The organism is Rhodoferax sp. U11-2br (genome assembly GCF_018619435.1).
In the GTDB taxonomy this organism is placed as follows: domain Bacteria; phylum Pseudomonadota; class Gammaproteobacteria; order Burkholderiales; family Burkholderiaceae_C; genus Rhodoferax.
In genome coordinates this window covers 55549-77555 of record NZ_JAHFZF010000010.1, presented here as the reverse complement: position 1 = coordinate 77555, position 22007 = coordinate 55549, and the positions used below count along the sequence as shown (strand labels likewise).

Genomic DNA, 22007 nt, shown 5'->3' with positions numbered 1-22007 from the left:
GCGCAGGGCCAAACTGGCGCAAGCGGCCAGACTGGCTAAACCCTGGATTATCCATGAGGCTGCCGGGGCACTTCTACAATCATCCGCCATGAAACACCAATATGACATCTGCATCCGGGGCGGCGGCATTGTGGGCCACACCCTGGCCCTGTTGCTGGCACGTGAACGCCTGAAGGTGGCCCTGGTAGCCAAACCACCGGCCCAGCCCGCCGCCAGCGCTGCGGATGTGCGCGCCTACGCCTTGAATGCCAAGTCCAGGGCGCTGCTGGAGTCAGTGCGCTGCTGGCCGGACGCCCAACACGCCACCGCCGTCACCCACATGCAGGTGTTGGGTGACGATGGCGGTGAGGTCAACTTCTCGGCACCAGCGCTGGATGTCCCCGCCCTGACCTGGATTGTGGATGTGCCGCTGCTGGAGGCCCGGCTGGCCGAGGCGGTGCGTTTTCAGCCGCAGATCGAGCTGCTGGACAGCCCGGCACCCGCCAGCCTGATGGTGGTGTGTGAAGGCAAAAACAGCGCCACCCGGGCCGAGCTGGGTGTGGCGTTTGAGACAACACGCTACAGCCAGCGTGCGATTGCGACGCGCCTGAGCACCGAACAGGCCCACGGCCAGACCGCACGCCAGTGGTTCACGCAAGGCGAGATCCTGGCCTTTTTGCCACTCGAGGGTGAACAGGGCCACAGCGTGGGCATCGTCTGGTCGGTGCAGGAGAACCGGGTGGAGGCCCTGATGGCAGCCAGCGACGATGACTTTTGTGCCGAGCTGGGGCAAGTCAGCCAGCACTGTCTGGGCCAGTTGAAACTGGCCAGCCCGCGCGTGGCCTGGCCCTTGCAGGCCGCTCAAGCCAGCCGTTGGATCGGCCACACGGCCAACGGCCAGGCTTGGGCGCTGGCCGGTGACGCCGCCCATGCGGTGCACCCGCTGGCCGGGCAAGGGCTCAACCTGGGCCTGGGTGACGCGGCTGAGTTGGCGCGCATTCTGCAAAACCGCGCCTACTGGCGCCCGGTCAACGACCCCAAGCTGCTGCGCCAGTACGAGCGTGCACGCCGTGCCGAGGTGGGCACCACCGCGCTGGCCATGGACGGCCTGCAACGGCTGTTTTCCCGGAACAGCCCCAACTGGCAGGCCCTGCGCAACTGGGGCATGAACGGTTTTGAGCGCAGCGGCCAGGCCAAACAATGGGCAGCGCGTTACGCCATGGGCCTTTGAACCTTTTTTGACCGGAGCCACAATGAAACGACTCTCTCACCTGATCACCTGCGCCGCGCTGCTGGCCACCTGCACCCTCACCAGCGCCTTGGCACAAGAGGCGGCCATCCGCAAAAACCTGGGTGAACGTGTGCCCCAACTCGGCAAGATCGACGAAGTTAATAAAACACCGATCGCCGGTGTCTACGAGCTGCGTATCAACGGCACCGACATCCTGTACACCGACGCCCAAGGCGACTTCCTGATCCAGGGCAACCTGATCGACACCAAACAGCGCCGCAACCTGACCGAAGAGCGGGTGGACAAACTCAGCGCCATCCAGTTCGACAGCCTGCCGTTCAAGGACGCCTTCACCATCGTACGTGGCAACGGCAAACGCAAGCTGGCGGTGTTTGAGGACCCCAACTGCGGCTACTGCAAACGGTTCGAGGAAGGCCTGCAACAGATCAACAATGTGACGGTCTACATGTTCCTCTACCCGGTGTTGGGGCCGAACTCGGTCGACAAGAGCAAAACCATCTGGTGCGCCAAAGACAAGGCCAAGACCTGGAGCGACTGGATGCTCAAAGGGGTGGAGCCCAGCAGCGCCAAATGTGATACCGCTGCGGTAGACCGCAATGTGCAGTTGGGCAAAAAACACAAGATCAACGGCACACCGACCCTGATATTTGCCGACGGCACCCGGGTGCCGGGCGCGATTGGCCCGGAGCAGGTGGAAAAACAACTCGACCAGGCAGGCAGCTAACAGAGACAACCCATGCAAGCCATCCACTACCAGATCAGCGCACACAACTTACACGCCCACCTGTTTGACATCACACTGAACATCCCTAGCCCCGCCGCCCAACAGGTGGTGAGCCTGCCGGTGTGGATTGCAGGCAGTTACTTGGTGCGTGAATTTGCCAAACACATGCAGAATTTGAGCGCCCGCCAGGGCAAAAAGACTCTGGCCATCACCCAGCTCGACAAAAACAGCTGGCAGATCGACTGCCAGGCTGGCAAACCGCTGAGCCTGAACTACCAGGTGTATGCCTTTGACAACTCGGTGCGCACCGCCTGGTTGGACGCCCAACGTGGCTTTTTCAACGGCACCAGCCTGTGCCTGCGGGTGCACGGCCAGGAAGACCAAGCCCATCAACTGAAGCTCGCCAACGATGGCCTGCCAAGCGACTGGCAGGTGGCGACCGCGCTGCGGCCTGAAAAAACCACTCCCAAAGGTTTTGGCAGCTACTTGGCCGAGAACTACGACGAACTGGTCGATTCACCGGTGGAGATGGGCGCCTTCTGGAGCGGCAGTTTCAGCGCTGGCGGGGTGGAGCACCGTTTTGTGGTGGCCGGTGCCTGCGCCAGCTTTGACGGCGCGCGCCTGCTGGCCGACACCCAGGCCATCTGTGAAGCCGAAATGACGTTCTGGCACGGCAAGCCGACCAAAGGCAAGTCACGCAGTGCCAAGAACCGCCCACCGCATGACCGGTATGTATTCATGCTCAACGCGGTGGACAACAGTTATGGCGGGCTGGAGCACCGCCACAGCACCGCGCTGATCTGCAAACGTGCAGACCTGCCACGCATCGGCCAGAGCCACACGTTGAGCGCCACTGACGGCTACACCAACCTGCTGGGCCTGATTTGCCACGAGTATTTCCACACCTGGAACGTCAAGCGTCTGCGCCCGGCCGAGTTGACCCGTTATGACTATGGACGCGAGAACTACACCGAGCTGTTGTGGTTTTTTGAAGGCTTCACGAGTTATTACGACGACCTGCTGCTGCGCCGCGCTGGCCTGATCGACAACGCCACCTACCTGGCGCTGCTGTGCAAAAACATCAATGTCGTGCTGCAAAGCCCGGGGCGCTTGGTGCAAACGGTGGCGCAAGCCAGTTTTGACGCCTGGGTCAAGTACTACCGGCAGGACGAAAACAGCCCCAACGCCACCATCAGTTATTACACCAAGGGCGCGCTGGTGGCACTGTGCCTGGACATGAGCCTGCGCCAGGGCGGCAAAACCAGTCTGGACGCGGTGATGCGGACACTGTGGCAACGCTGCCAGGGCGGCCCGATGACCGAGGCCGACGTGCTGGCCGTGTTGCAGGAACTCTCGGGCGAGTCTTATGCAGACAGATTGGCAACCTGGGTGCACAGCACGGCCGAGCTGCCGCTGCAGGCCCTGCTGCGTGCGCAGGGGGTGGACTATCTGGAAGAGGCTGCGGGCCTGGCCGATCAGCTCGGCCTCAAGCTCACCGAGTCAGGAGGTGTTCGTATCAAGACCGTGTTACGTGGCAGCGCCGCCGAGACGGCCGGGTTTGCTGCGGGTGACGAGTGGCTGGCGGTGTTGCCCGCAGCGGGCAAAGGTAAAACAGCTGGTGGCTGGCGCCTCAACAAACTGGATGAACTACCGCTGTACGTGGACCTGACCCATGCGTTCCAGGCGCTGGTGGCGCGTGACCAACGCCTGATGCACTTGCCAGTCCGTTTGACCAAAGGCGTCACCCAGGTCAAACTCTCGGCAAGCCTGAGCCCGCAGCTGGCGGCCTGGCTGGAAACCCAAAAACAATAGCTATCAGCCCTTTTGGAATAAGGGCGACAGGCCATTTTTTTACTCAAGCGTTTGTATTCACCAAGGAGTCAGCATGAGCTACGAACTGATCACCGTGCGTGTGGAAGCTGGCAAGGTCGGCATCATCACCCTGAACCGGCCCAAACAGCTCAATGCGCTCAACGACCAGCTGATGAGCGAGCTGGGCGCCGCGCTGCAGGCCTTTGACGCGGACAGCGCCATTGCCTGCACGGTCATCACCGGCAGCGAAAAAGCCTTTGCCGCCGGTGCCGACATCGGCGCCATGGCCAGCTACAGCTTTGCCGACGCCTACAAGGGCGACTTCATCACCCGCAACTGGGAACAAATCCGCAGCGTGCGCAAACCGGTGATTGCCGCAGTGAGCGGTTTTGCGCTGGGCGGCGGTTGTGAACTGGCGATGATGTGTGACTTCATCATCGCCGCCGACAACGCCAAATTTGGCCAGCCCGAGATCAAACTCGGCATCATCCCCGGCGCCGGTGGCACACAACGCCTGCCACGCGCTGTCGGCAAGGCCAAAGCCATGGACATGGCCCTCACCGGCCGCATGATGGACGCGGTGGAGGCCGAACGCGCCGGGCTGGTCAGCCGTGTGGTGCCGCTGGACAAGCTGATGGACGAGGCCCTGGGCGCGGCCCTGATGATCAGCGAGTTCTCACAAATCGCGGTCATGGCGGCCAAGGAGTCGGTCAACCGCGCGTTTGAAGGCAGCTTGAGTGACGGTGTGATGTTTGAGCGCCGCCTGTTCCACGCCTTGTTTGCCACGGCCGACCAGAAAGAAGGCATGGACGCCTTCGTCAACAAACGCAAAGCCAACTTCAGCCACCAATAACGGACAACCCAGTTTGCCAAAAGGCCATTTCTTCCCGCTATAATCTTGCCTCGTTGGTGATATAGCTCAGCTGGTTAGAGCGCAGCATTCATAATGCTGATGTCGGTGGTTCAAATCCACCTATCACCACCAAGATTTTTCAGGAAACCTCAAAAACCCGCACGCTCTCCAGCCTGGCGGGTTTTTTGTTGTCTTACGCCCAGTCCATGGCGTTGCTCTACATCGGAGGTATTGGGTTTGTCTGATCGGAAAAAAAGGATAGGTGCCAGCGTCTGGTTGGGCGTTGTTCTGCTGGCTGCTGTGGGTGCGGCCGCGTGGTTCAGGCAGGAGCTTGTGCCAGTCTGGGCCATGGCTCAGCCCACCATCGAGCCGCTGTGGCAACACCTCAAAACGCCCTCACAGTGGCCCAACTGGGTGGCCTACCTGGCCAGCATCCCGTCGGTGCTGGCCGTGTTTTTCCTGGGCTGGCGTTATCTGCAGTACCGAAAAAGCAGCCGACGCCTGTTCAAGCAGCTGACCTATCTGGGTTCGGTCTGGCGCTGGAACAGCCCGGCAGACCTGCCCATGGCCTTGAAACCCTACTGCCCCAACTGCAACGCCCTGCTGGTCTACGAAGAACTGGGCGGACGAGCTGGTAACCAGTCGCAATCGGTGGCGCTGCACTGTGAAGCCTGCCAGACCATCCCGACCGAACAACCCGGCACCTGGAAATACCTGCAGGCGCGCGCAGCGCGCGAAATCGAGCGACTGATCCGCACCGGCGAATGGCGGCAACATGTGCCAGACCATTAAAGTGGTGAAGCCAATCGCCGACCCGCTCTTGTGGGGCCCGCGGCTCTGATACCCTTGTGGCCAAACCACCGCACCAACCAACCCAAAACTGATCCATGAAACCCCACCTTGGTCTGTTGTCTGCGGGGCTCTTGATCACGCTGTCTGCGTTGGCCCAGGCGCAAACGCCTTCGCTGACCTTTGAATCGGCCTGGGACCGTCTTCAATCCGGCTCCGACCAGCTGGCTGCGGCCCAGGCCGGTGTCGACAGCAAAACCCTGCAGTCCCAAGGCCTCCAGGGTCTGGGCGGGCCGGTGGTGCAGCTGAGCGCCGCTGCGTACGCCTACAACCTGAACCTGGATGTGAATCTGGACACGGTCAACAAGAGCCTGTCCCAGATCGGCCAGTTGCTGCCCGCATCGCTGCAGTCCATGGGCATCAGCCTGCCGCAGTTTCCATCAAGCTATACCTACAACCGCTCGGACACCGGCACCACCAAAAACATCTCCTTCGTCTGGCCGCTCTACACCGGTGGTGTGGCCGACTCGGTGCGTGGTTTTGTGCAGGCGCAAGGCGACGAAGCCCGTGCCGATGCCGATAAAACCGGCCAAGCGCTGATGACCCAACTGGTGCAGCGTTATTTTGGCGCCCAGCTCAGCGCCCGGGCCGCTGGTTTGCGCCAGGCGGCGCTGGATGACATCAGTCAACACGATGCGGCGACCGCCAAGATGCTGGCCTCAGGCGTGATCTCGCGGGTCGAACGGCTGCAGGCACAGGTCGCGCTCGAAGAAGCCCGGCGCCAGGCCCAGAAAGCCCGCAGTGATGCCGAACTGGCTGCCGTGGCCCTGGCACGCACCCTGCAGATGGAGACGATGGTGACACCAGCCACCCCGCTGTTTGTGTTGACCCAGCCGGTGGAGCCGCTAACCCATTTTTTGTCGGAGGCGCTCTCGCGCCACCCCGGGCTGGCCAAGGTGGCGGCCAAACAGGCGCAGGCCGAGCAGTTGCACCAAGGTCAGGAAGGTTTGCGCAAACCCCAGGTGTTTGCCTTTGGCCAGCGTGAGTTGCAAACCGGCCAGGCCGATTGGGTGGCCGGGGTCGGGGTGCGCTGGACGCTGTTTGATGCGGTCGACCGCGACCTGCTGGCTGCCGCCTCAGCCAAGCAGATTGAACAAGCTCAACGCACCGAGCAACAAGCACGCAGCGACATCAGCCTGCTGGTCGAGAAAAACTGGCGCCAGCTCGAACAGACACGGCGCCAGTTTCTGGCCACCGAGCCCGGTGTGACCCTGGCCAAAGAGGTGCTGCGCCTGCGCCGCGCCGCCTTGCGCGAAGGCACCGGCACCGTGCTGGAGCTGATGGATGCCGACGTCAACCTGGTCAAGGTGGAAACCGAACGCGCCCAGGTGGCCTACGACTATGTGCTGGCACTGGCCAGTTTGCTCGAGAGCTGCGGCCTGTCTGACAGCTTCAGCCGTTATGCCAGCCGCGCCGATGTGAGGATAGAGGGATCATGACAACAAGCCGACCCGTGAAAAAACTTGCACTGGGCGTTGCGGCCGCTGCCGTGGTGGCTCTTCTGGCCTATGGGTTCTGGCAAGCCAGCCAGCCCGCACCGGAAGTGTTTCAAGGCCAGATGGAGGCGCATGAAACCGACATTGCGCCCAAAGTGACGGCCCGCATCGCCGAGGTGCTGGTGCAAGAGGGGGACCAGGTCAGCGTGGGCAGCCTCCTGATGCGCACCCACAGCCCGGAAGTGAGCGCCAAGCTGGCCCAGGCCACCGGTGCCCAGCAGGCGGCACAGGCCCTGTCCGACAAGGCCCAGGCTGGTGCCCGTCCACAAGAAATCGAGATGGCGCGGCTGCAGTGGCAGCGTGCCCAGTCAGCCGCTGAGCTGGCCGAGGTGTCGTACAAACGTGTGGCCGGTCTGGCCAAAGACGGTTTGGTGGCCGACCAGAAACGTGACGAGGCCTACGCCAACTTCAGCACCTCGCGCGACCAGGCGCTGGCCGCCAAAGCCCAGTACGAGCTGGCCCGCGCGGGCGCACGTGCCGAAGACAAGGCCGCCGCCAAGGCCCAGGTGCAACAGGTCAGCGGTGTGGTGGCGGAGGTGCAAGCGGCCCAGGACGAAACCGAGTTGAAGAGTCCGGTGGCCGGTGAGGTGGCCAAGGTGCTGGCCAAGGTGGGCGAACTCTCCGCCCAGGGTGTGGCGGTGGTCACAGTGGTGGACCTGGCCGACCAGTGGGTGGTGCTCAATGTGCGTGAAGACCGCCTGCAGCGTTTTGCCAACGGCAGCGAGTTTGACGCGGTGTTGCCCGCACTGGGCAAGCAGCAGGTGCGCTTCAAGGTGTTTTACACCGCTGTTTTGCCCGATTTCGCCACCTGGCGCGCCACCCGTGCCGGGCAAGGTTTTGATGCCCGTACCTTTGAGGTCAAGGCCCGGCCACTGGTGCGTATCGACGGCGCTCGCCCCGGCATGAGTGTGCTGGTGCAGTGATCTGCCTGCCCAGCAGCGTGGCATGACAAGCTTCTGGCACAGCTTTACCAACAGCGCCCGGCGCGAGGCAAAGCGTTTGCGAAGCAGCCCGTGGGATCTGGCCATGATCTCCTGGGTGCCTTTGCTGGCCTGCGCCGTCATGGGCTGGATTTTTTCTGCCGGGCTGCCACAGCAACTGCCGATTGGCCTGATGGACCAGGACCATTCGGCCCTGTCGCGCCAGCTGGAACGCTTTTTGTCGGCCACGCCGGGCCTGAAACTGGTGGCCAGTTACGACGACACCGCGCAGGCCACGCAGGCGCTGCGACGTACCGAGGTCTATGCGGTGGTGAGCATCCCTGCCGACTTTTCACGCCAAGTCAAGCTCGGCCAGGCAGCGCAGGTCACCCTGTTGCACAACGCCCAGCTGGGCACGCATTCGGGCCTGATCCAGCGTGATGTGCGCACGGCGGTGGCCACCCTCTCCGCCGGTATCGAGATGAGCGCACGCAACAAACGTGGCCAGCCTGCGTTGTTGACGCGGGTGGCGATGGAGCCGATCCAGACGCAGCTGGTGACCCTGTTCAACGTCTCACTCAACTACGAACAGTTTCTGGCCGCCGCGCTGATCCCGGCGCTGTTGCACATCCTGGCCATGACCGCCGGGGCCTGGGCCGTAGGGCGCGAGCTGCGTGATGCCACGCTGGGTCAGTGGCTGGGTGATTCACCGGGCTGGTCAGGTGCTGCTGCCGCCCTGCTGGGCAAGCTGGCCTGGCCCGTCATCAGCCTGGGTCTGGTGGGCACGGCCAGTTTGCTGGGACTGACCTGGGGGCGTGGCTGGTTTCCGCCGGGCTCATTGGCCTGGGTGCTGTTGGGCTTGTGGGGCCTGCTGGCCTTGTCCCTGGTGATGGGTGCGGCAGTCGCGGCGGGTACGCTGTCTTTACGCACTGCACTTTCGGCCACCGGCTTTATCACTGCGCCCGCCTTTGCCTTCAGCGGGGTGGGGTTTCCGCTGCAGTCGATGCCGGTGCTGGCGCGCGGCTGGGCTGAGTTGTTGCCCTACACCCATTACATCCGGCTGCAGATGGAGCAACTGCAAATGGGCGCGCCGCTGCGCTACAGCAGCCTGAGTTTGGTCGGTCTGTGGCTGGCCACCGCTGTGCTGGGGGCTTTGTCGGCGCGGCTGCTGGTGCAGGCAACGCGGCAGCCAGCGCGTTGGGGTGGCCGCTGATGAACGCGTGGTCCAGACTGTGGCAGGCCTGGCTGGCCACGCTAAAAACCATAGCACACGACAAAGGTGTGGTGCTGATTTTGGGCCTGGCGCCGCTGATCTATGGCTTTTTTTACCCCTGGCCTTATGGCACCCAGGTCGTGACCCGCGTGCCGGTGGCGGTGGTGGATCTGGACCACAGCAATCTCTCGCGCCAGATAACGCGTTATGTGCAAGCCAGCCCACGTGTTGAGGTGCGCCTGATCACAGGCGACGAACATGCCGCGCAACAAGCCCTGTGGGCCGGTGAGATCGAAGGTTTTGCTGTTCTGCCACGCGACCTCAAGCGCAGCGTGCTGCGCGGCACCCCGACCGTCGTCACGGTGCAGGCCAACGGCAGCTACGCGCTGCTCAACAAAGCGGTGTCGTACGGGTTCTCAGAAGCCATTGGCACCGTGTCTGCCGGGGTTGAGATCGCCAAACTGGAGGCCGCTGGGCAAGGCAAGCGGCAGGCCCAGGCCAGCCGCAACCCGATCAGCACCCTGTTGGTGGCCTTGTTCAACCCGACGGAAGGCTATGGCAGTTATGTGGTGCCCGCCGTGGCCTTGCTGATCCTGCAGCAGACCCTGCTGATGGGCGTGGGCATGCTGGTAGGCTTGTGGTGTGAAACGGGTCAAAAACGTGCTGATACCCCAACCTGGATGGGCCGACTGCTAGCATTTTGCACAGTCGGCTGGGCCAACGGGCTGCTGTACTTTGGCTGGATCTATGTGTTGCAGGACTTCCCACGGGGTGGCAACCCAGGCGGTGCGCTGGTGCTGCTGGCCTGTTATGTCCCAGCCATCTGCACCCTCGGCGCCTTGCTGGGGGTGTGGTTTGGCAACCGCGAACGGGCCTTGCAGGTGTTGTTGTTCACCGCGCTGCCGGTGATTTTTGTCTCGGGTTTTTCGTGGCCCAGTGAGTCCTTGCCAGCCCTTCTGCAGCATCTGCGCTGGCTGTTTCCGAGCACTGCCGGGATCCAGGCCTCGCTCAAACTCAACCAGATGGGGGCACCTCTGTCGGATGTGGCCGGGTTGCTGGGGCTGTTGAGCCTGTTGGCGCTGGGTTGTGGCGGTTGGCTGCTGCGGGTCACGCGTCTGCGCCAACCCTGAGCAGCTATTTCAACGACTCAATCGTCCAAAGACGGCTCGCCGCCGCCTTGGTCAGAGGGCGCACGTGCCTTGCGCACACCCGGTTTGGCCAGCAACTCCAGATAAAAAGCATCGGCACCGTCTGACGCTGCCGCATCGATCAGGGCCGTGATGTTGGCCACATGCACGGCCTCGGCACTCTCCTCACTGCGGCCAAATCGGCAGTCAAAGTCCCAGAAATCGACACCCTCGGGCAAAGCCTTGTTGCGCTCGCGCTTCATGTACTGGCGAATTTCGTGTTTGGTGGCGTCCAGCACGCGGTCGCGGTTTTTGCCTTCGATGTTGATTTTGAATGTTTTTTTCACGGTGTCCTTTGCATCAATCTGAACCCGAGCCCCACAGGCTCACAGGATTCGCAGGGGGTCGATTATGCGGCTTGCCCCCACATCGGTGGCCAAAACCCCGCCCGCTTGTGTTACACCTGCGCCCTTGATGCTGCGCCATCCCTCGGCCCGCCACCCTTTTTGACTCTTTGAGCACACCATGACGTTTCCCTCCCTGGGCCTTTCGCCCGCCCTGCTGGCCGCGCTTTCCCAACTGGGCCACAGCAGCCCGACCCCGATCCAGCAAGGCGCGATTCCTCCCGCCCTGGCGGGCCAGGATGTGCTGGGCTCGGCGCAGACCGGCTCCGGCAAAACCCTGGCCTTTGCCCTGCCGCTGTTGCAGCGTTTACAAGCCAGCACGAGCCGGGTGCGCCCAGCACAGGCCCTGGTGCTGGTGCCCACGCGGGAGCTGGCAACCCAGGTCGGTGAGGTGATCCAGTCGCTGGCGCAGCACTTGCCACAGCGGGTCAAGGTGTCTGTGTTTTTTGGCGGTGTCTCGATCAACCCGCAAATGATGGGCTTGCGCGGAGGTACCGACGTGGTGGTGGCCACACCGGGTCGGCTGCTGGACCTGCTGGCACACAACGCCCTCAAACTCGACCAGGTCAAGCTGCTGGTGCTTGACGAGGCTGACCGCATGCTCGACCTGGGCTTTGCTGAGGAACTGGCCCAGGTGCTGGCGCTGCTGCCAACCCAGCGGCAAAACCTGTTTTTCTCGGCCACCTTCAGCCCGGTCGTACAAGCCCTGGCCAACACACTGCTGCACAACGCGGTGCGAGTCGAGGTGGATGCCAGCCAACAACAACCAGTGGAGATTGTCCAGCGTGCCATCGCCGTCGACACGCCCCAACGCACCCAGCTGCTGCGCCACCTGATCAAGCAGAACAGCTGGGAACGCACCCTGGTGTTTGTCGCCACCAAGTTTGCCGCCGAGATCGTGGCCGACAAATTGCGCAAAGGTGGGCTCACCGCCGAGCCCTTCCATGGCGAACTGAGCCAGGGCAAACGCAGCCAGGTGCTGACCGACTTCAAGGCTGAGCGCCTGCAGGTGGTGGTGGCCACCGATGTGGCGGCGCGTGGGCTGGACATTGTGGGCTTGCCGGTGGTGGTCAACTTTGACCTGCCACGTTCGACCCAGGACTACACCCACCGCATTGGCCGCACCGGCCGCGCAGGTGAGCCCGGGCTGGCCCTGAGTTTTGTTTGCGCCGAATCCAGTGCGCACTGGCGGCTGATCCAGAAACGCAACCAGTTGACCGTGACGCTGGAAAGCGAGCCCGGCTTTGAGGCGCAAGAAGTTGCCCCACCCGAATCGAGCGCGCCCGACGCCCCGGGCAATGGTGGGATCAAGGGCAAACGCCCGAGCAAAAAGGACAAGTTGCGCGCTGCCGCCGGGTACGGAAAGTGACCCATTAAAATCCGGGCTTTCTTTCACAGCCTCTGGATGTACACCATGAAACGCTGGCTTCTGCAGTTCAAAACCCCCTTGCTGGTCCTGGCCTTGTGCCTGATGGGCGCCGCCTGCCTGCTGCCCGGTGTGGCCGAGGCGCAGGGCTTGGCGAAGCGCGATTTCCCACCCAAGGCATTGCGGGGTTTGCTGGAGGTCACCGCGCCGCCGAACATCCTGCTTGACCGCAAACCGCGACGCCTGTCCCCCGGCGCACGCATCAAGGACACCAAAAACCTGATCGTGATGTCGGCCAGCCTGGTCGGCAAAGAGCTGCTGGTGAACTACGTGGCTGACCCGCAGGGCCTGATTCACGAAGTCTGGATCCTGACGCCGACCGAGGCCCAACAAAAACGTGCCGGTCTGGAGACCCTGACCAACATCCGCTTCGGATCGGACCAGGACCGCACGGCCCGCCATCCCGAGCCAGCGGCCAGCCAGTAGCCACACTGCGGCCGGGTCCGGGCACACCGCGTCAGCAGGTGGCGCCCGGTCTTTCACTTCATTGGCAAAATTGGCCTCTAGCCCTTATGAAATAAGGGCTTATAGCTACAAACAACATAGTTTTACCGGATACCCACAGCATGAGCAAAAAAGTCTTTATCAAAACCTACGGCTGCCAGATGAACGAGTACGACTCGGACAAGATGAGCGATGTGCTCGGCGCCGCACAAGGTTACGAGCCCACCGACAACGTCGAGGAAGCCGATCTGATCCTGTTCAACACCTGCTCGGTGCGCGAGAAGGCACAAGAGAAGGTGTTCTCCGACCTGGGCCGGGTCAAACACCTCAAGAAAAAGGGCGCACTCATTGGTGTGGGTGGTTGTGTGGCCAGCCAGGAAGGTGAGGCCATCATCGCGCGTGCACCCTATGTGGACGTGGTGTTTGGCCCGCAGACGCTGCACCGCCTGCCGCAGATGCTTGACGAGCGCGCCCGCCTGAACCGCTCCCAGGTGGACATCAGCTTTCCTGAGATCGAGAAGTTTGACCACATGCCCGCCGCGCGGGTGGACGGTGCCAGCGCCTTTGTGTCGATCATGGAAGGTTGCTCCAAATACTGCAGCTACTGCGTGGTGCCCTACACCCGCGGTGAAGAGGTGCACCGCCCGTTTGAGGACGTGCTGGTGGAGGTGGCTGGCCTGGCCGACCAGGGCGTCAAGGAAATCACCCTGCTCGGCCAGAACGTCAACGCCTGGCGTGCGCCGATGGGTGACACGAGCGAGATGGCGGACTTTGCCACCCTGCTCGAATACGTGTCCGACATCCCCGGCATCGAGCGCATCCGTTATGTCACCAGCCACCCCAACGAGTTCACCCCGGCGCTGATCGCCGCCTATGACAAGTTACCCAAGCTGGTCAGCCACCTGCACCTGCCGGTGCAACACGGCTCGGACCGCATCCTGATGGCCATGAAACGCGGCTACACCGCCATGGAATACAAAAGCACGGTGCGCAAGTTGCGCGCGATCCGGCCCAACATGGCGCTCAGTTCCGACTTCATCGTCGGTTTTCCGGGTGAAACCGAGGAGGACCACAGCAAACTCATGAAGCTGATGGACGACATCGGCTTTGACAACAGTTTCAGCTTCATCTTCAGCCCACGCCCCGGCACACCGGCAGCCAACCTGGCGGATGACACCCCGCACGAGGTGAAACTGCGCCGGCTGCAACAGGTGCAGGCCAACATCAATGACAACATGGCGCGCATCAGCGCCAGCCTGGTCGGCACCACACAACGCCTGCTGGTGGAAGGCGCGTCCAAACGCGACGGTGGTGAGCTGATGGGCCGCACCGAATGCAACCGCGTGGTCAATTTTGTCGGCCAACCACGGCTGGTTGGCCAGATGGTGGATGTGGCCATCACCGAAACGCGCACCTACACCCTGCGCGGTGACGTGTTGACCAGCGAGTCCGCGACCGCCTGATTGCTATACAAACTAAAGCTACTAGACCAGTTTATATAAGGACCATAGGCCAATTTGTGATGTCAATAGGACAACACTCCCTGAGTCTGTGTGTTCCAGCCGCAACAGGGTTGAGGGTACCCGGCCCCCGGCGAGACAGAGCGCGCCACCCTCGCTAGAATTTGCGGCATCCCCCTCCTTTGGCTTGCTGATGAAACACTGGCGCCATGTTTAAGACCTCGCACCGTCTGCCTCGGCTTGCTTCGCTGGTTCTGGCTACCACCTGTTTGTGCGGCCTGAGCCTGCCAATCTGCGCCGGGCCGATTGTTTTGCAGGACGGCAAAGCCCCCGCAGATGCCATGGTCGATACCAGCAAGCTGGTGACGCTGGAGCATCAGGACACACTCCCGGTGGATGAGCTCATCAACTGGGACAAATCAAACGCCCCCCCTGCCGCCCCTCAAGGCCGTGCTTCATCGACCACCGCAGCCCAGGCCACGGCCTCCTCCCCCGCCAAGCCAGCGCAAGCTGTGGCCAGCGCAGCCACAGCGGCGGCCAACACACAGCCCACGGTGGGCGACGAGTTGCGCAAAAGCATCAAAGAAGGCGTGCGCCCGGTGTATGACCAGTTGCTGGAGTCCGGCGCCATCGATGCAGTGCACGATGTGAAAGAAAGCCTTGGACTTAACAAAGGCCAGTGGAACGACCCTGCCCAGGCCGACGGTCAACCCAAGGCGGCCAACCAATGGGACACGCCCGAGACCTTCCAGCCGCCAAAAACCGCGGCCCAAGCGCAGATGGACCGCGAACTGGCCGGCATGATGCGCGAGAAACTGATTGACCAGATCACCCCGTGGGTGGTGGGTCTGGTGGGCCTGTACATCCTGGGCTATCTGGCCAAACTGCTTTACGGCTACATGCGCTGGAAGTCGGCCCGCCGCATGGAGCAGCACATCCATCGCGCCAAACGCCATGCCGCGCACAGCCAGCGCAGCGCCCGCAGCCCAGCGGGCACACCCACACAGCAGGCCCCCCTGGAGCCCGACAAGCCGGTTTGACCCTGCTGTCGTTGCCAGTGCCACTGGCCCACACGGTGCAGCAGCTTTCCTTGATCCAGCACAGGTTCAGTGCTCAGATTCGGGGTCAAAATGGCGCCCGATTGACACTCAGGAGCCCAGACATGAGCCCAACGGACTCGCAACTTGCCGCCTTCAAAGCCATCCGACAAGAAGCCCAAAGCCTGATGCGGACCCGCCTGACCAGCGAGGTGCGCGACAGCCTGGAGCGCATCCTGCACATCACCCGTGTCCAGATCAATGCGGGCAATGCCGCGCTGCAGGCGCAGGACAACCCCGCCCCAGCCAAACCCCAGGGACTGCAGGAGCGGCTGAGTCAGACGCCTTCAGAGAAACGCTCCAGAATCATCTGGGTGGTGGTGATCGCGCTGTGGGTGGTGGTGGGCTACATCGGCAGCCAGAACATCAAACAAATCCTGCAGCTGCCGCCCGAGACCGCGCAGGCGGCAGAAGCTGATCCCGCTGTCGAGGCGCCGGCGACCGCACCCCCTGAAGCGGCAGCCGAGCCCGCTTCAAAAAAATCAAAATAAGTAGCAACCAGCCCTTATTTAATAAGGGCTGGAGGCACAAAACCCTTCAATAGGGTCAGAACGGCATCTTGGGCATGCCGCCCATGCCTTTCATGCCACCCAGGCGCTTCATCATTTTCATCATGCCGCCGCCCTTCATCTTTTTCATCATGTCCTGCATCTGCTCAAACTCCTTGAGCATGCGGTTGACTTCCTGCACCTGAACGCCCGCACCGGCGGCAATACGGCGCTTGCGGGTGGCTTTGATCAGCTCGGGTTTGCGCCGCTCCAGCGGCGTCATGCTGTGGATGATGCCTTCCTTGCGTTTGATGTCTTTCTCGACCCGGCCCATGTCGACCTGACCGGCCTTGGCAGCCATCGCGGTGGGCAACTTGTCCATCAGGCTGGAAAGCCCCCCCATCTGTTTCATCTGCTGGATCTGGCTCAAGAAGTCATTGAGGTCGAAGCTGGCACCACTCTTGACCTTGGCCGCCAGCTTCTGCGCGCTGGCCATGTCGACGCCTGCGGTCACCTGTTCCACCAGCGCCAGGATGTCGCCCATGCCCAGCACACGGCCGGCATGGCGGTTCGCATCAAACACCTCCAGGCCGTCGAGTTTTTCGCTGGTACCGGCAAACTTGATCGGTGCACCGGTGATCTGGCGCACCGAGAGTGCCGCACCACCACGTGAATCACCATCGAGCTTGGTCAGGATGATGCCGGTCAGCGGCAGCGCTTCCTTGAACGCCTTGGCGGTGTTGATCGCGTCCTGACCCTGCATGGCGTCCACCACAAACAGGGTTTCGACTGGGTGGATGGCCGCGTGCAACTCGCGGATTTCGCGCATCAAGGCCTCGTCAATCGCCAGGCGACCGGCGGTGTCAACCAGCAGCACGTCGAAGAAGTGTTTTTTGGCATAGTCGAGTGCGGCCAGGGCAATGTCCACCGGCTTCTGATCCGGCGTGCTGGGGAACCACTCGGCACCGGCCTGTTTGGTCACCGTCTTGAGCTGCTCGATGGCTGCCGGGCGGTACACGTCGCCTGAGACCGTCAACACCTTTTTGCCGCGCTTTTCCATCAGGTGTTTGGCCAGCTTGGCGGTGGTGGTGGTTTTACCCGCGCCCTGCAGGCCCGCCATCAGGATCACCGCTGGCGGTTGCGCTGCCAGGTTGATGTCGGCCACACCGTCGCCCATGGTGGCGGCCAATTCCTTGTTGACGATGCTCACCAGCGCCTGACCGGGGGTGAGCGAACCCAACACCTCCTGGCCAAGCGCCTTTTCCTTGACTCGGGCGATGAAGTCACGCACCACAGGCAGGGCCACGTCGGCCTCGAGCAGGGCCATGCGCACTTCGCGCAGCATGTCGGACACATTGGTCTCGGTAATGCGGGCCTGTCCGCGGATTTCCTTGACCAGGCGGGAGAGTTTGTCGGTGAGTGCTGAAGCCATAGGGGTGAATCCGACAAGCGGAACCTGAGTTGGCGCCATCAGGGGAAATGGCGGGTGACAAAACGCTAAACTGTAGCCATGATTTTACCCAGTGCTTCTCCTCTGACGTGGACACTGTCGCTGGCGGCGGCGGCGGCCTATGCGGTATCTGCCACGGGCGCCTCACGTGTCAACCAGATCTTGCCACGCATCACCGTCTGGCTGGCTTGGACCTTGCACGGCTGTTTGCTTGCCTGGGGCCTGTGGGGTGGTGAACGGCCGCTGTTTGGTTTTGCGCCAGCCTTGTCGATCACCGCTTGGCTGGTCGGGCTGGTGTATGCCGTGGAGAACGTGGTGTTTCCGCAGCTCAAAACACCGTGGATGTTGTCGGGCGGTGGTGCGGCAGCGGTGTTGCTGACGCTGGTGTTCCCGGGTGAGCCACTGAGCGCCCACCTGTCAGCCTGGCTGCCCCTGCATTGGGCGCTGGGCATCGCCTCGTATGGCCTGTTTGCGGTGGCGGTGATCCATGCCTGGATGATGACACGCGCCGAGGCCCGCATCCGCAGTGCCTCGGGTGGTTTTGACGGCATGCCCTTGCTGACCATGGAGCGCCTCACTTTCCGTTTTGTGAATGTGGGTTTTGTGCTGCTGTCGGCCACCCTGATTGCCGGTTTTTTCTTTGGCTCACACCTGTACGGCAGCGCCCACGCGCTCAAGTGGGACCACAAGTCCATCTTCTCGGTCCTGTCCTGGTTGACCTTTGGTGTGTTGCTGATCGGGCGCGCGCGCTTTGGCTGGCGGGGTCGCAAAGCGGTGCGGGTGCTGTATGTCGGCTCCGGTCTGCTGCTGCTGGCCTATGTGGGCTCACGCTTTGTGCTTGAGGTGATGCTGGAGCGCAGCTTGTGAAAGCCCTGCTGTTGCTGGCCGTGCTGCTGGCAGGCGTCTGGCTCTGGCGCCAACGCGGTGCACCGGCCAATCCGGCACGGCCACCCAAAACGCCCATACAGCAGGACATGCTGCGCTGCCACCAATGTGGCATGCACATTCCCAGCAATGAGGCCATCGCCGGCCAGTTGGGCAGCTACTGCTGCGCAGAACATCTGCGCCTGTCCGAACCCTGACCCGCACATCTGCCAGTGACGCCCCTCTGGCTCCCTGTTTCACCCGCCGCTGACCCAGGCGCAGACCACCCGCAGGAATTCGAGCGCTTGTGGCGTGGCTTCATGACGGCCCGCGCCACCCTGGGCGGGGTACTGGTGGTTTTCCAAGGCGGTGTTTGGGTGCTGCTACCGCAGTCCGGCAGCACGCTGTTGTGGATTTGTCTGGCCTATTTTGCAGCGGCCCTGACGGTGCGTTTGACCACCCGCCCGCAACAGCTGCAACCGGCACTGGACGCACAATGGCTGCGCACCGTGGGCGTGGATGTGCTGGCCTTTACCATCTTGCAGATTTTGCAAGGTGGGGCAATCAATTACGCGCCCTTGTTTGCCTTGCCGGTGCTGATGGTCAGCGTGCTGGGCTCGATGCTGCTGGCCATGGCCACGGCCGCGTGCATCACCCTGCTGCTGTTTGCCCATGCGCTGTGGTTGCTGCTCCAGAACACGGGTGATGTTGGCACCATTTTTTTGCAGGCAGCCCTGACTGGTGCAGGCTGTTTTGCTATTTCTTTTATAGCAAACCAGCTCGCCACACGGCTCGCCAGTGTTGAACTGCGGGCGCAGCGCAACCAACTGGCCGCGACGGAGCAGCGCCAGGTGAACGAGCTGGTGATCCGGTCGCTGACCGAAGGTGTGCTGGTGGTGGACGAGCATGGCAAGGTGCGCTCGGCCAATCCCGCAGCCTGCCTGCTGCTCGACACCCAGGCACCGACAAGCGAACTCGACTTAAGTCGCTATCCGGGCGCGCAGGCGCTGATGCAGCTGATCGAAACCAGTTTTGTCAACCAGGCGCCGCAGCAGGCAGACATCAGCCTTCGCCAGCCCGGACGCAGCACACGCCGACTGCGGGTACGCACCCAGCTCACAGACAGCTCGCAGGACCCCACCATGGGCTTATGTGTGGTGTTTTTGCAAGACCAGCGTGAGGTGCAAGCGCGCATCCGCGCCGAAAAGCTGGCGGGCATGGGCCGCATGTCGGCTGCCGTGGCGCATGAAATACGCAACCCCCTGGCCGCCATCACCCAAGCCAACGCATTGCTGGCCGAGGAACTGAGCGACCCAGCGCAGCAACGCCTGGCGCAGATGGTGGGACAAAACGCCCTGCGCCTGGAAAACATCGTCCAGGATGTGCTACACCTGACCCATGCGGGTGCGGCGGGCGGCGACGATTCGGCGCAACCGCTGGACCTGTGCGAGAGTACCGAACGAATCTGTCGCGACTGGCGCAACCAGCATGCGGTGGACGACAGATTGCGGGTGAGCCTGCCAACTGACCTGCCCAAGGTCTGGTTTGATGTGGAGCATTTGCGCCGTGTGCTGATCAACCTGCTGGACAACGCGTTGCGTTATGCCAGCCCTCAGCCCACCAGCATACAGGTGAGTGTGGCACTCACGGAACCCGGTTTGGCGCAACGCGGGGTGATGCTGCGGGTGTGGAGTGATGGCTCAGGACTGGACAGCGCCATCGAGCAGCATTTGTTCGAGCCCTTTTTTTCAACCGAGAGCCGCTCCAGCGGACTCGGGTTGTATATTTGCCGGGAGCTGTGTGAAAGTCACGGCGCAAGCATCTCCTACGAACGCAGCGAAAGACCCTTGGCCCATCAAGCCCAGCCCGGCAATGAATTCTGTGTCACCTTCAGGTTGGCACCCAGCCCTATCAGTACACCATGACCATCTCAGTCAGTCCGGCCCACATTCTGGTGGTTGATGACGAGCCCGATCTGCGCACGCTGTACGAGTTGACACTGCTGCGTGAAGGGCATCGGGTCGACACAGCAGACAATCTGCAGCAGGCGCAAGCACTGCTGGCGACACACCACTTTGATGTGGTGATCACCGACATGCGCCTGCCTGATGGCTTGGGCATGTCCTTGCTGCACCACATCAAAGCGCAGGGGCGCGAGGAACGCAGCATCGTCATCACCGCTTACGGCTCCGCACAAAACGCTGTGGAGGCACTAAAGGCCGGGGCCTTTGATTACCTGACCAAACCGGTGGACCTGAAACAGTTTCGCGCGGTGGTGGCCTCGGCCCTACGCAGTGTGGTGCCAGCCACCACCACAGACACCGTGTCCACCAGCAAATCAAACACGGGCACAGCGGCCGGAGCGCTGGGGCAGCGTGCGCTGGACCGACTGATTGGGCAGTCGGACTGCATGCAACAGATCAAGGCCCGTATCCTGAAAGTGGCTACCAGCATGGCACCGGTGATGGTGACCGGTGAGTCTGGCACCGGCAAGGAACTGGTGGCCTATGCCATCCACGCCAACAGCCACCGCGTCAAAGGGCCGTGGGTCGCGGTGAACTGCGGTGCCATCCCCGAGACCCTGCTGGAGGCCGAGTTTTTTGGTGCCCGCAAAGGTGCTTACACCGGCGCCACCCAGGACCGTGAGGGCTTCTTCCAGGCCGCCCGTGGCGGCACCTTGTTTCTTGACGAGATCGGCGACCTGCCGCTGCCGATGCAGTCCAAACTGCTGCGTGCGATTCAGGAGCGGCGCATTCGCCCCCTGGGTTCCAACCAGGAGGAAGTGGTGGACGTGCGCATTGTCAGCGCCACCCACAAACATCTGGCGCACGAGGTTCAGAACGGCAACTTCCGCCAGGACCTGTTTTTCCGGCTCAATGTGATCGACTTGGTGATCGCCCCCTTGCGCGAACGCACCCAAGATCTGCCCGATCTGTGCCAAGCCCTGCTGACACGGATTGCGCAGGAGTCAGACATGCCAACACCCGTTCTGTCCAAAGAGATGCTGCGCGAGCTCTCGAGCCTGCCTTTACCGGGCAATGTGCGGGAGCTGGAGAACCTGCTGTACCGCGCGGTCGCCTTGGGGGATGGTCAAAGCTTGCAGCTGGATCGGCCCATGCAGTTCTCACCCGCTGTCAATGACTCGACACTGGATGCCCCCGAGTTTGATCTGCCATTACCAGACCTGTCTGAGCCTGGCAGATTGGATCAACGCTCCAACGACCTGCAAACCCAGCTCGACATGCTCGAGCGTGCGTTGCTGGTGCAGGCACTGCAAGCCACACAGTTCAATCGCACTGCGGCAGCCGCCCGACTGGGTCTGAACCTGCGGCAAATACGCTACCGCATGGCACGACTCAAGATAGATGCCCCAAGCAACGACGAGCGCACGGATGACAGCCTCTGAGCCTGTGCTGAGCCAGCCTGACGACCGTTTGTGGCGCGATGGTTGGTACCGTTTTGCCGCACACCAGCCCTCACCGAACTATGGCCCTCGCCCCAGTGGCAGCTGCATCGATCTGATTGTGCTGCACTCCATCAGCCTGCCACCAGGCCAGTATGGTGGTGATGAAGTGCAACAGCTGTTCACTAACCAGCTGAACTGGCAGGCGCATCCTTATTTTGAGAGCATCCGGGGGCTCACTGTGTCGTCACATTTTTTCATCCGGCGCAGTGGTGAACTCTGGCAATTTGTCAGTTGTGATGACCGCGCCTGGCATGCTGGTGTCTCCAGCTACCGGGGGCGCAGCAACTGCAATGACGACAGCATCGGCATCGAACTCGAAGGGCTGGAAGGTGCGTGTTTTGAACCCGCACAGTACGCCACGCTGGCGGCTGTGTGTGCCAGCATCCTGCAGCATTACCCCGTCCACCATCTGGCCGGACACGAGCACATTGCACCGGGACGCAAAGGAGACCCTGGCCCTGGCTTTGACTGGTTGCATCTGCAAAAAACACTGGCCCTGAGTTCGAGTTGTTTGCCACAAGGGCTTCAAGACTGAAGCAGCCCTTCGATGAAGCTGTGCTGATGCGCAACAATGTCAACTTCCTGACAGTTTGATACCTGAATTTCTTTCCATTTGCCGTGTCAGCTCTCATAATTCACGGATTGGAAATGACTATGCTGCTCTGGGACAAAAAAGTTTTACA

The 22007-nt window shown here is 62.1% G+C and carries 21 protein-coding genes and 1 tRNA gene; 20 read left to right on the top strand and 2 right to left on the bottom strand.

Annotated elements, in window-relative coordinates; genetic code table 11:
- Positions 1-88: 88 nt before the first annotated feature.
- The 10 genes from KKO72_RS08765 (at position 89) to KKO72_RS08720 (ending at position 10228) form a co-directional block, all read left to right on the top strand.
- On the top strand, positions 89-1210 hold the full coding sequence (locus KKO72_RS08765) for an FAD-dependent monooxygenase (protein ID WP_214937411.1): 1122 nt from the start codon (positions 89-91) through the stop codon (positions 1208-1210).
- 22 nt (positions 1211-1232) lie between these two features.
- Complete coding sequence (locus tag KKO72_RS08760; protein WP_214937409.1) at positions 1233-1955, top strand: DsbC family protein; 723 nt, start codon at positions 1233-1235, stop codon at positions 1953-1955.
- A 12-nt stretch (positions 1956-1967) separates the two neighbouring features.
- Positions 1968-3767, top strand: a complete 1800-nt coding sequence (locus KKO72_RS08755; RefSeq protein WP_214937407.1) for a M61 family metallopeptidase — start codon at positions 1968-1970, stop codon at positions 3765-3767.
- Positions 3768-3840: 73 nt separating this feature from the next.
- Positions 3841-4620 carry an enoyl-CoA hydratase gene (locus KKO72_RS08750; RefSeq protein WP_214937405.1) on the top strand — a complete coding sequence of 260 codons (780 nt, stop codon included), beginning with the start codon at positions 3841-3843 and terminating at the stop codon, positions 4618-4620.
- A gap of 55 nt (positions 4621-4675) precedes the next feature.
- Positions 4676-4752 (top strand) — tRNA-Met (locus tag KKO72_RS08745).
- A 216-nt stretch (positions 4753-4968) separates the two neighbouring features.
- Positions 4969-5412 (top strand): hypothetical protein, encoded by a 444-nt coding sequence (locus KKO72_RS08740; protein WP_214937404.1) that lies wholly within the window; start codon positions 4969-4971, stop codon positions 5410-5412.
- Between the two features lie 95 nt (positions 5413-5507).
- Positions 5508-6908, top strand: a complete 1401-nt coding sequence (locus KKO72_RS08735; RefSeq protein WP_214937402.1) for a TolC family protein — start codon at positions 5508-5510, stop codon at positions 6906-6908.
- The gene (locus tag KKO72_RS08730) at positions 6905-7888 is read left to right on the top strand and encodes an HlyD family secretion protein (RefSeq protein WP_214937400.1); all 984 of its coding nucleotides are present in this window, start codon (positions 6905-6907) and stop codon (positions 7886-7888) included. Before KKO72_RS08735 ends, KKO72_RS08730 begins: the two co-directional genes overlap by 4 nt.
- A 22-nt stretch (positions 7889-7910) precedes the next feature.
- On the top strand, positions 7911-9098 hold the full coding sequence (locus KKO72_RS08725) for an ABC transporter permease (RefSeq protein ID WP_214937399.1): 1188 nt from the start codon (positions 7911-7913) through the stop codon (positions 9096-9098).
- The gene (locus KKO72_RS08720; RefSeq protein ID WP_214937397.1) at positions 9098-10228 is read left to right on the top strand and encodes an ABC transporter permease; all 1131 of its coding nucleotides are present in this window, start codon (positions 9098-9100) and stop codon (positions 10226-10228) included. Before KKO72_RS08725 ends, KKO72_RS08720 begins: the two co-directional genes overlap by 1 nt.
- A 17-nt stretch (positions 10229-10245) precedes the next feature.
- On the opposite strand, the gene KKO72_RS08715 is transcribed toward KKO72_RS08720, so the two are convergent.
- Positions 10246-10572, bottom strand: coding sequence for a DUF6172 family protein (locus KKO72_RS08715; RefSeq protein ID WP_214937396.1), 327 nt, complete (start codon positions 10570-10572; stop codon positions 10246-10248).
- 178 nt (positions 10573-10750) lie between these two features.
- Here KKO72_RS08715 and KKO72_RS08710 point away from each other — a divergent pair, with 178 nt between their 5' ends.
- The 5 genes from KKO72_RS08710 (at position 10751) to KKO72_RS08690 (ending at position 15547) form a co-directional block, all read left to right on the top strand.
- A complete protein-coding gene (locus KKO72_RS08710) occupies positions 10751-11998 on the top strand; it encodes a DEAD/DEAH box helicase (RefSeq protein WP_214937394.1) in 1248 nt (415 codons plus the stop codon).
- Positions 11999-12043: 45 nt separating this feature from the next.
- Positions 12044-12481 (top strand): hypothetical protein, encoded by a 438-nt coding sequence (locus tag KKO72_RS08705; RefSeq protein WP_251140546.1) that lies wholly within the window; start codon positions 12044-12046, stop codon positions 12479-12481.
- Between the two features lie 140 nt (positions 12482-12621).
- Positions 12622-13962 carry a tRNA (N6-isopentenyl adenosine(37)-C2)-methylthiotransferase MiaB gene (gene miaB / locus KKO72_RS08700; RefSeq protein ID WP_214937392.1) on the top strand — a complete coding sequence of 447 codons (1341 nt, stop codon included), beginning with the start codon at positions 12622-12624 and terminating at the stop codon, positions 13960-13962.
- Positions 13963-14168: 206 nt separating this feature from the next.
- Positions 14169-14999, top strand: coding sequence for a hypothetical protein (locus tag KKO72_RS08695; protein WP_214937390.1), 831 nt, complete (start codon positions 14169-14171; stop codon positions 14997-14999).
- A 122-nt stretch (positions 15000-15121) separates the two neighbouring features.
- A complete protein-coding gene (locus KKO72_RS08690; protein WP_214937388.1) occupies positions 15122-15547 on the top strand; it encodes a hypothetical protein in 426 nt (141 codons plus the stop codon).
- 55 nt (positions 15548-15602) lie between these two features.
- Here the strand turns inward: KKO72_RS08690 and ffh are convergent, their stop codons facing one another.
- Positions 15603-16976, bottom strand: a complete 1374-nt coding sequence (gene ffh, locus KKO72_RS08685; protein ID WP_214937386.1) for a signal recognition particle protein — start codon at positions 16974-16976, stop codon at positions 15603-15605.
- A gap of 78 nt (positions 16977-17054) precedes the next feature.
- On the opposite strand from ffh, the gene KKO72_RS08680 reads away from it, so the two are divergent.
- From KKO72_RS08680 to ampD, 5 genes are read left to right on the top strand one after another with little or no spacing between them, the layout of a single operon-like run.
- Positions 17055-17861: an inner membrane protein YpjD gene (locus KKO72_RS08680; protein WP_078366556.1), complete on the top strand. Its 807-nt coding sequence runs from the start codon at positions 17055-17057 to the stop codon at positions 17859-17861.
- Positions 17858-18076, top strand: coding sequence for a PP0621 family protein (locus KKO72_RS08675; RefSeq protein ID WP_214937384.1), 219 nt, complete (start codon positions 17858-17860; stop codon positions 18074-18076). Before KKO72_RS08680 ends, KKO72_RS08675 begins: the two co-directional genes overlap by 4 nt.
- 15 nt (positions 18077-18091) lie before the next feature.
- Complete coding sequence (locus KKO72_RS21370) at positions 18092-19783, top strand: PAS domain-containing sensor histidine kinase (protein WP_371736852.1); 1692 nt, start codon at positions 18092-18094, stop codon at positions 19781-19783.
- Positions 19780-21264: a sigma-54 dependent transcriptional regulator gene (locus KKO72_RS08665; protein ID WP_251140545.1), complete on the top strand. Its 1485-nt coding sequence runs from the start codon at positions 19780-19782 to the stop codon at positions 21262-21264. Before KKO72_RS21370 ends, KKO72_RS08665 begins: the two co-directional genes overlap by 4 nt.
- On the top strand, positions 21251-21859 hold the full coding sequence (ampD, locus tag KKO72_RS08660) for a 1,6-anhydro-N-acetylmuramyl-L-alanine amidase AmpD (protein WP_214937382.1): 609 nt from the start codon (positions 21251-21253) through the stop codon (positions 21857-21859). The genes KKO72_RS08665 and ampD overlap by 14 nt, the downstream gene beginning before the upstream one ends.
- Positions 21860-22007: the final 148 nt, after the last annotated feature.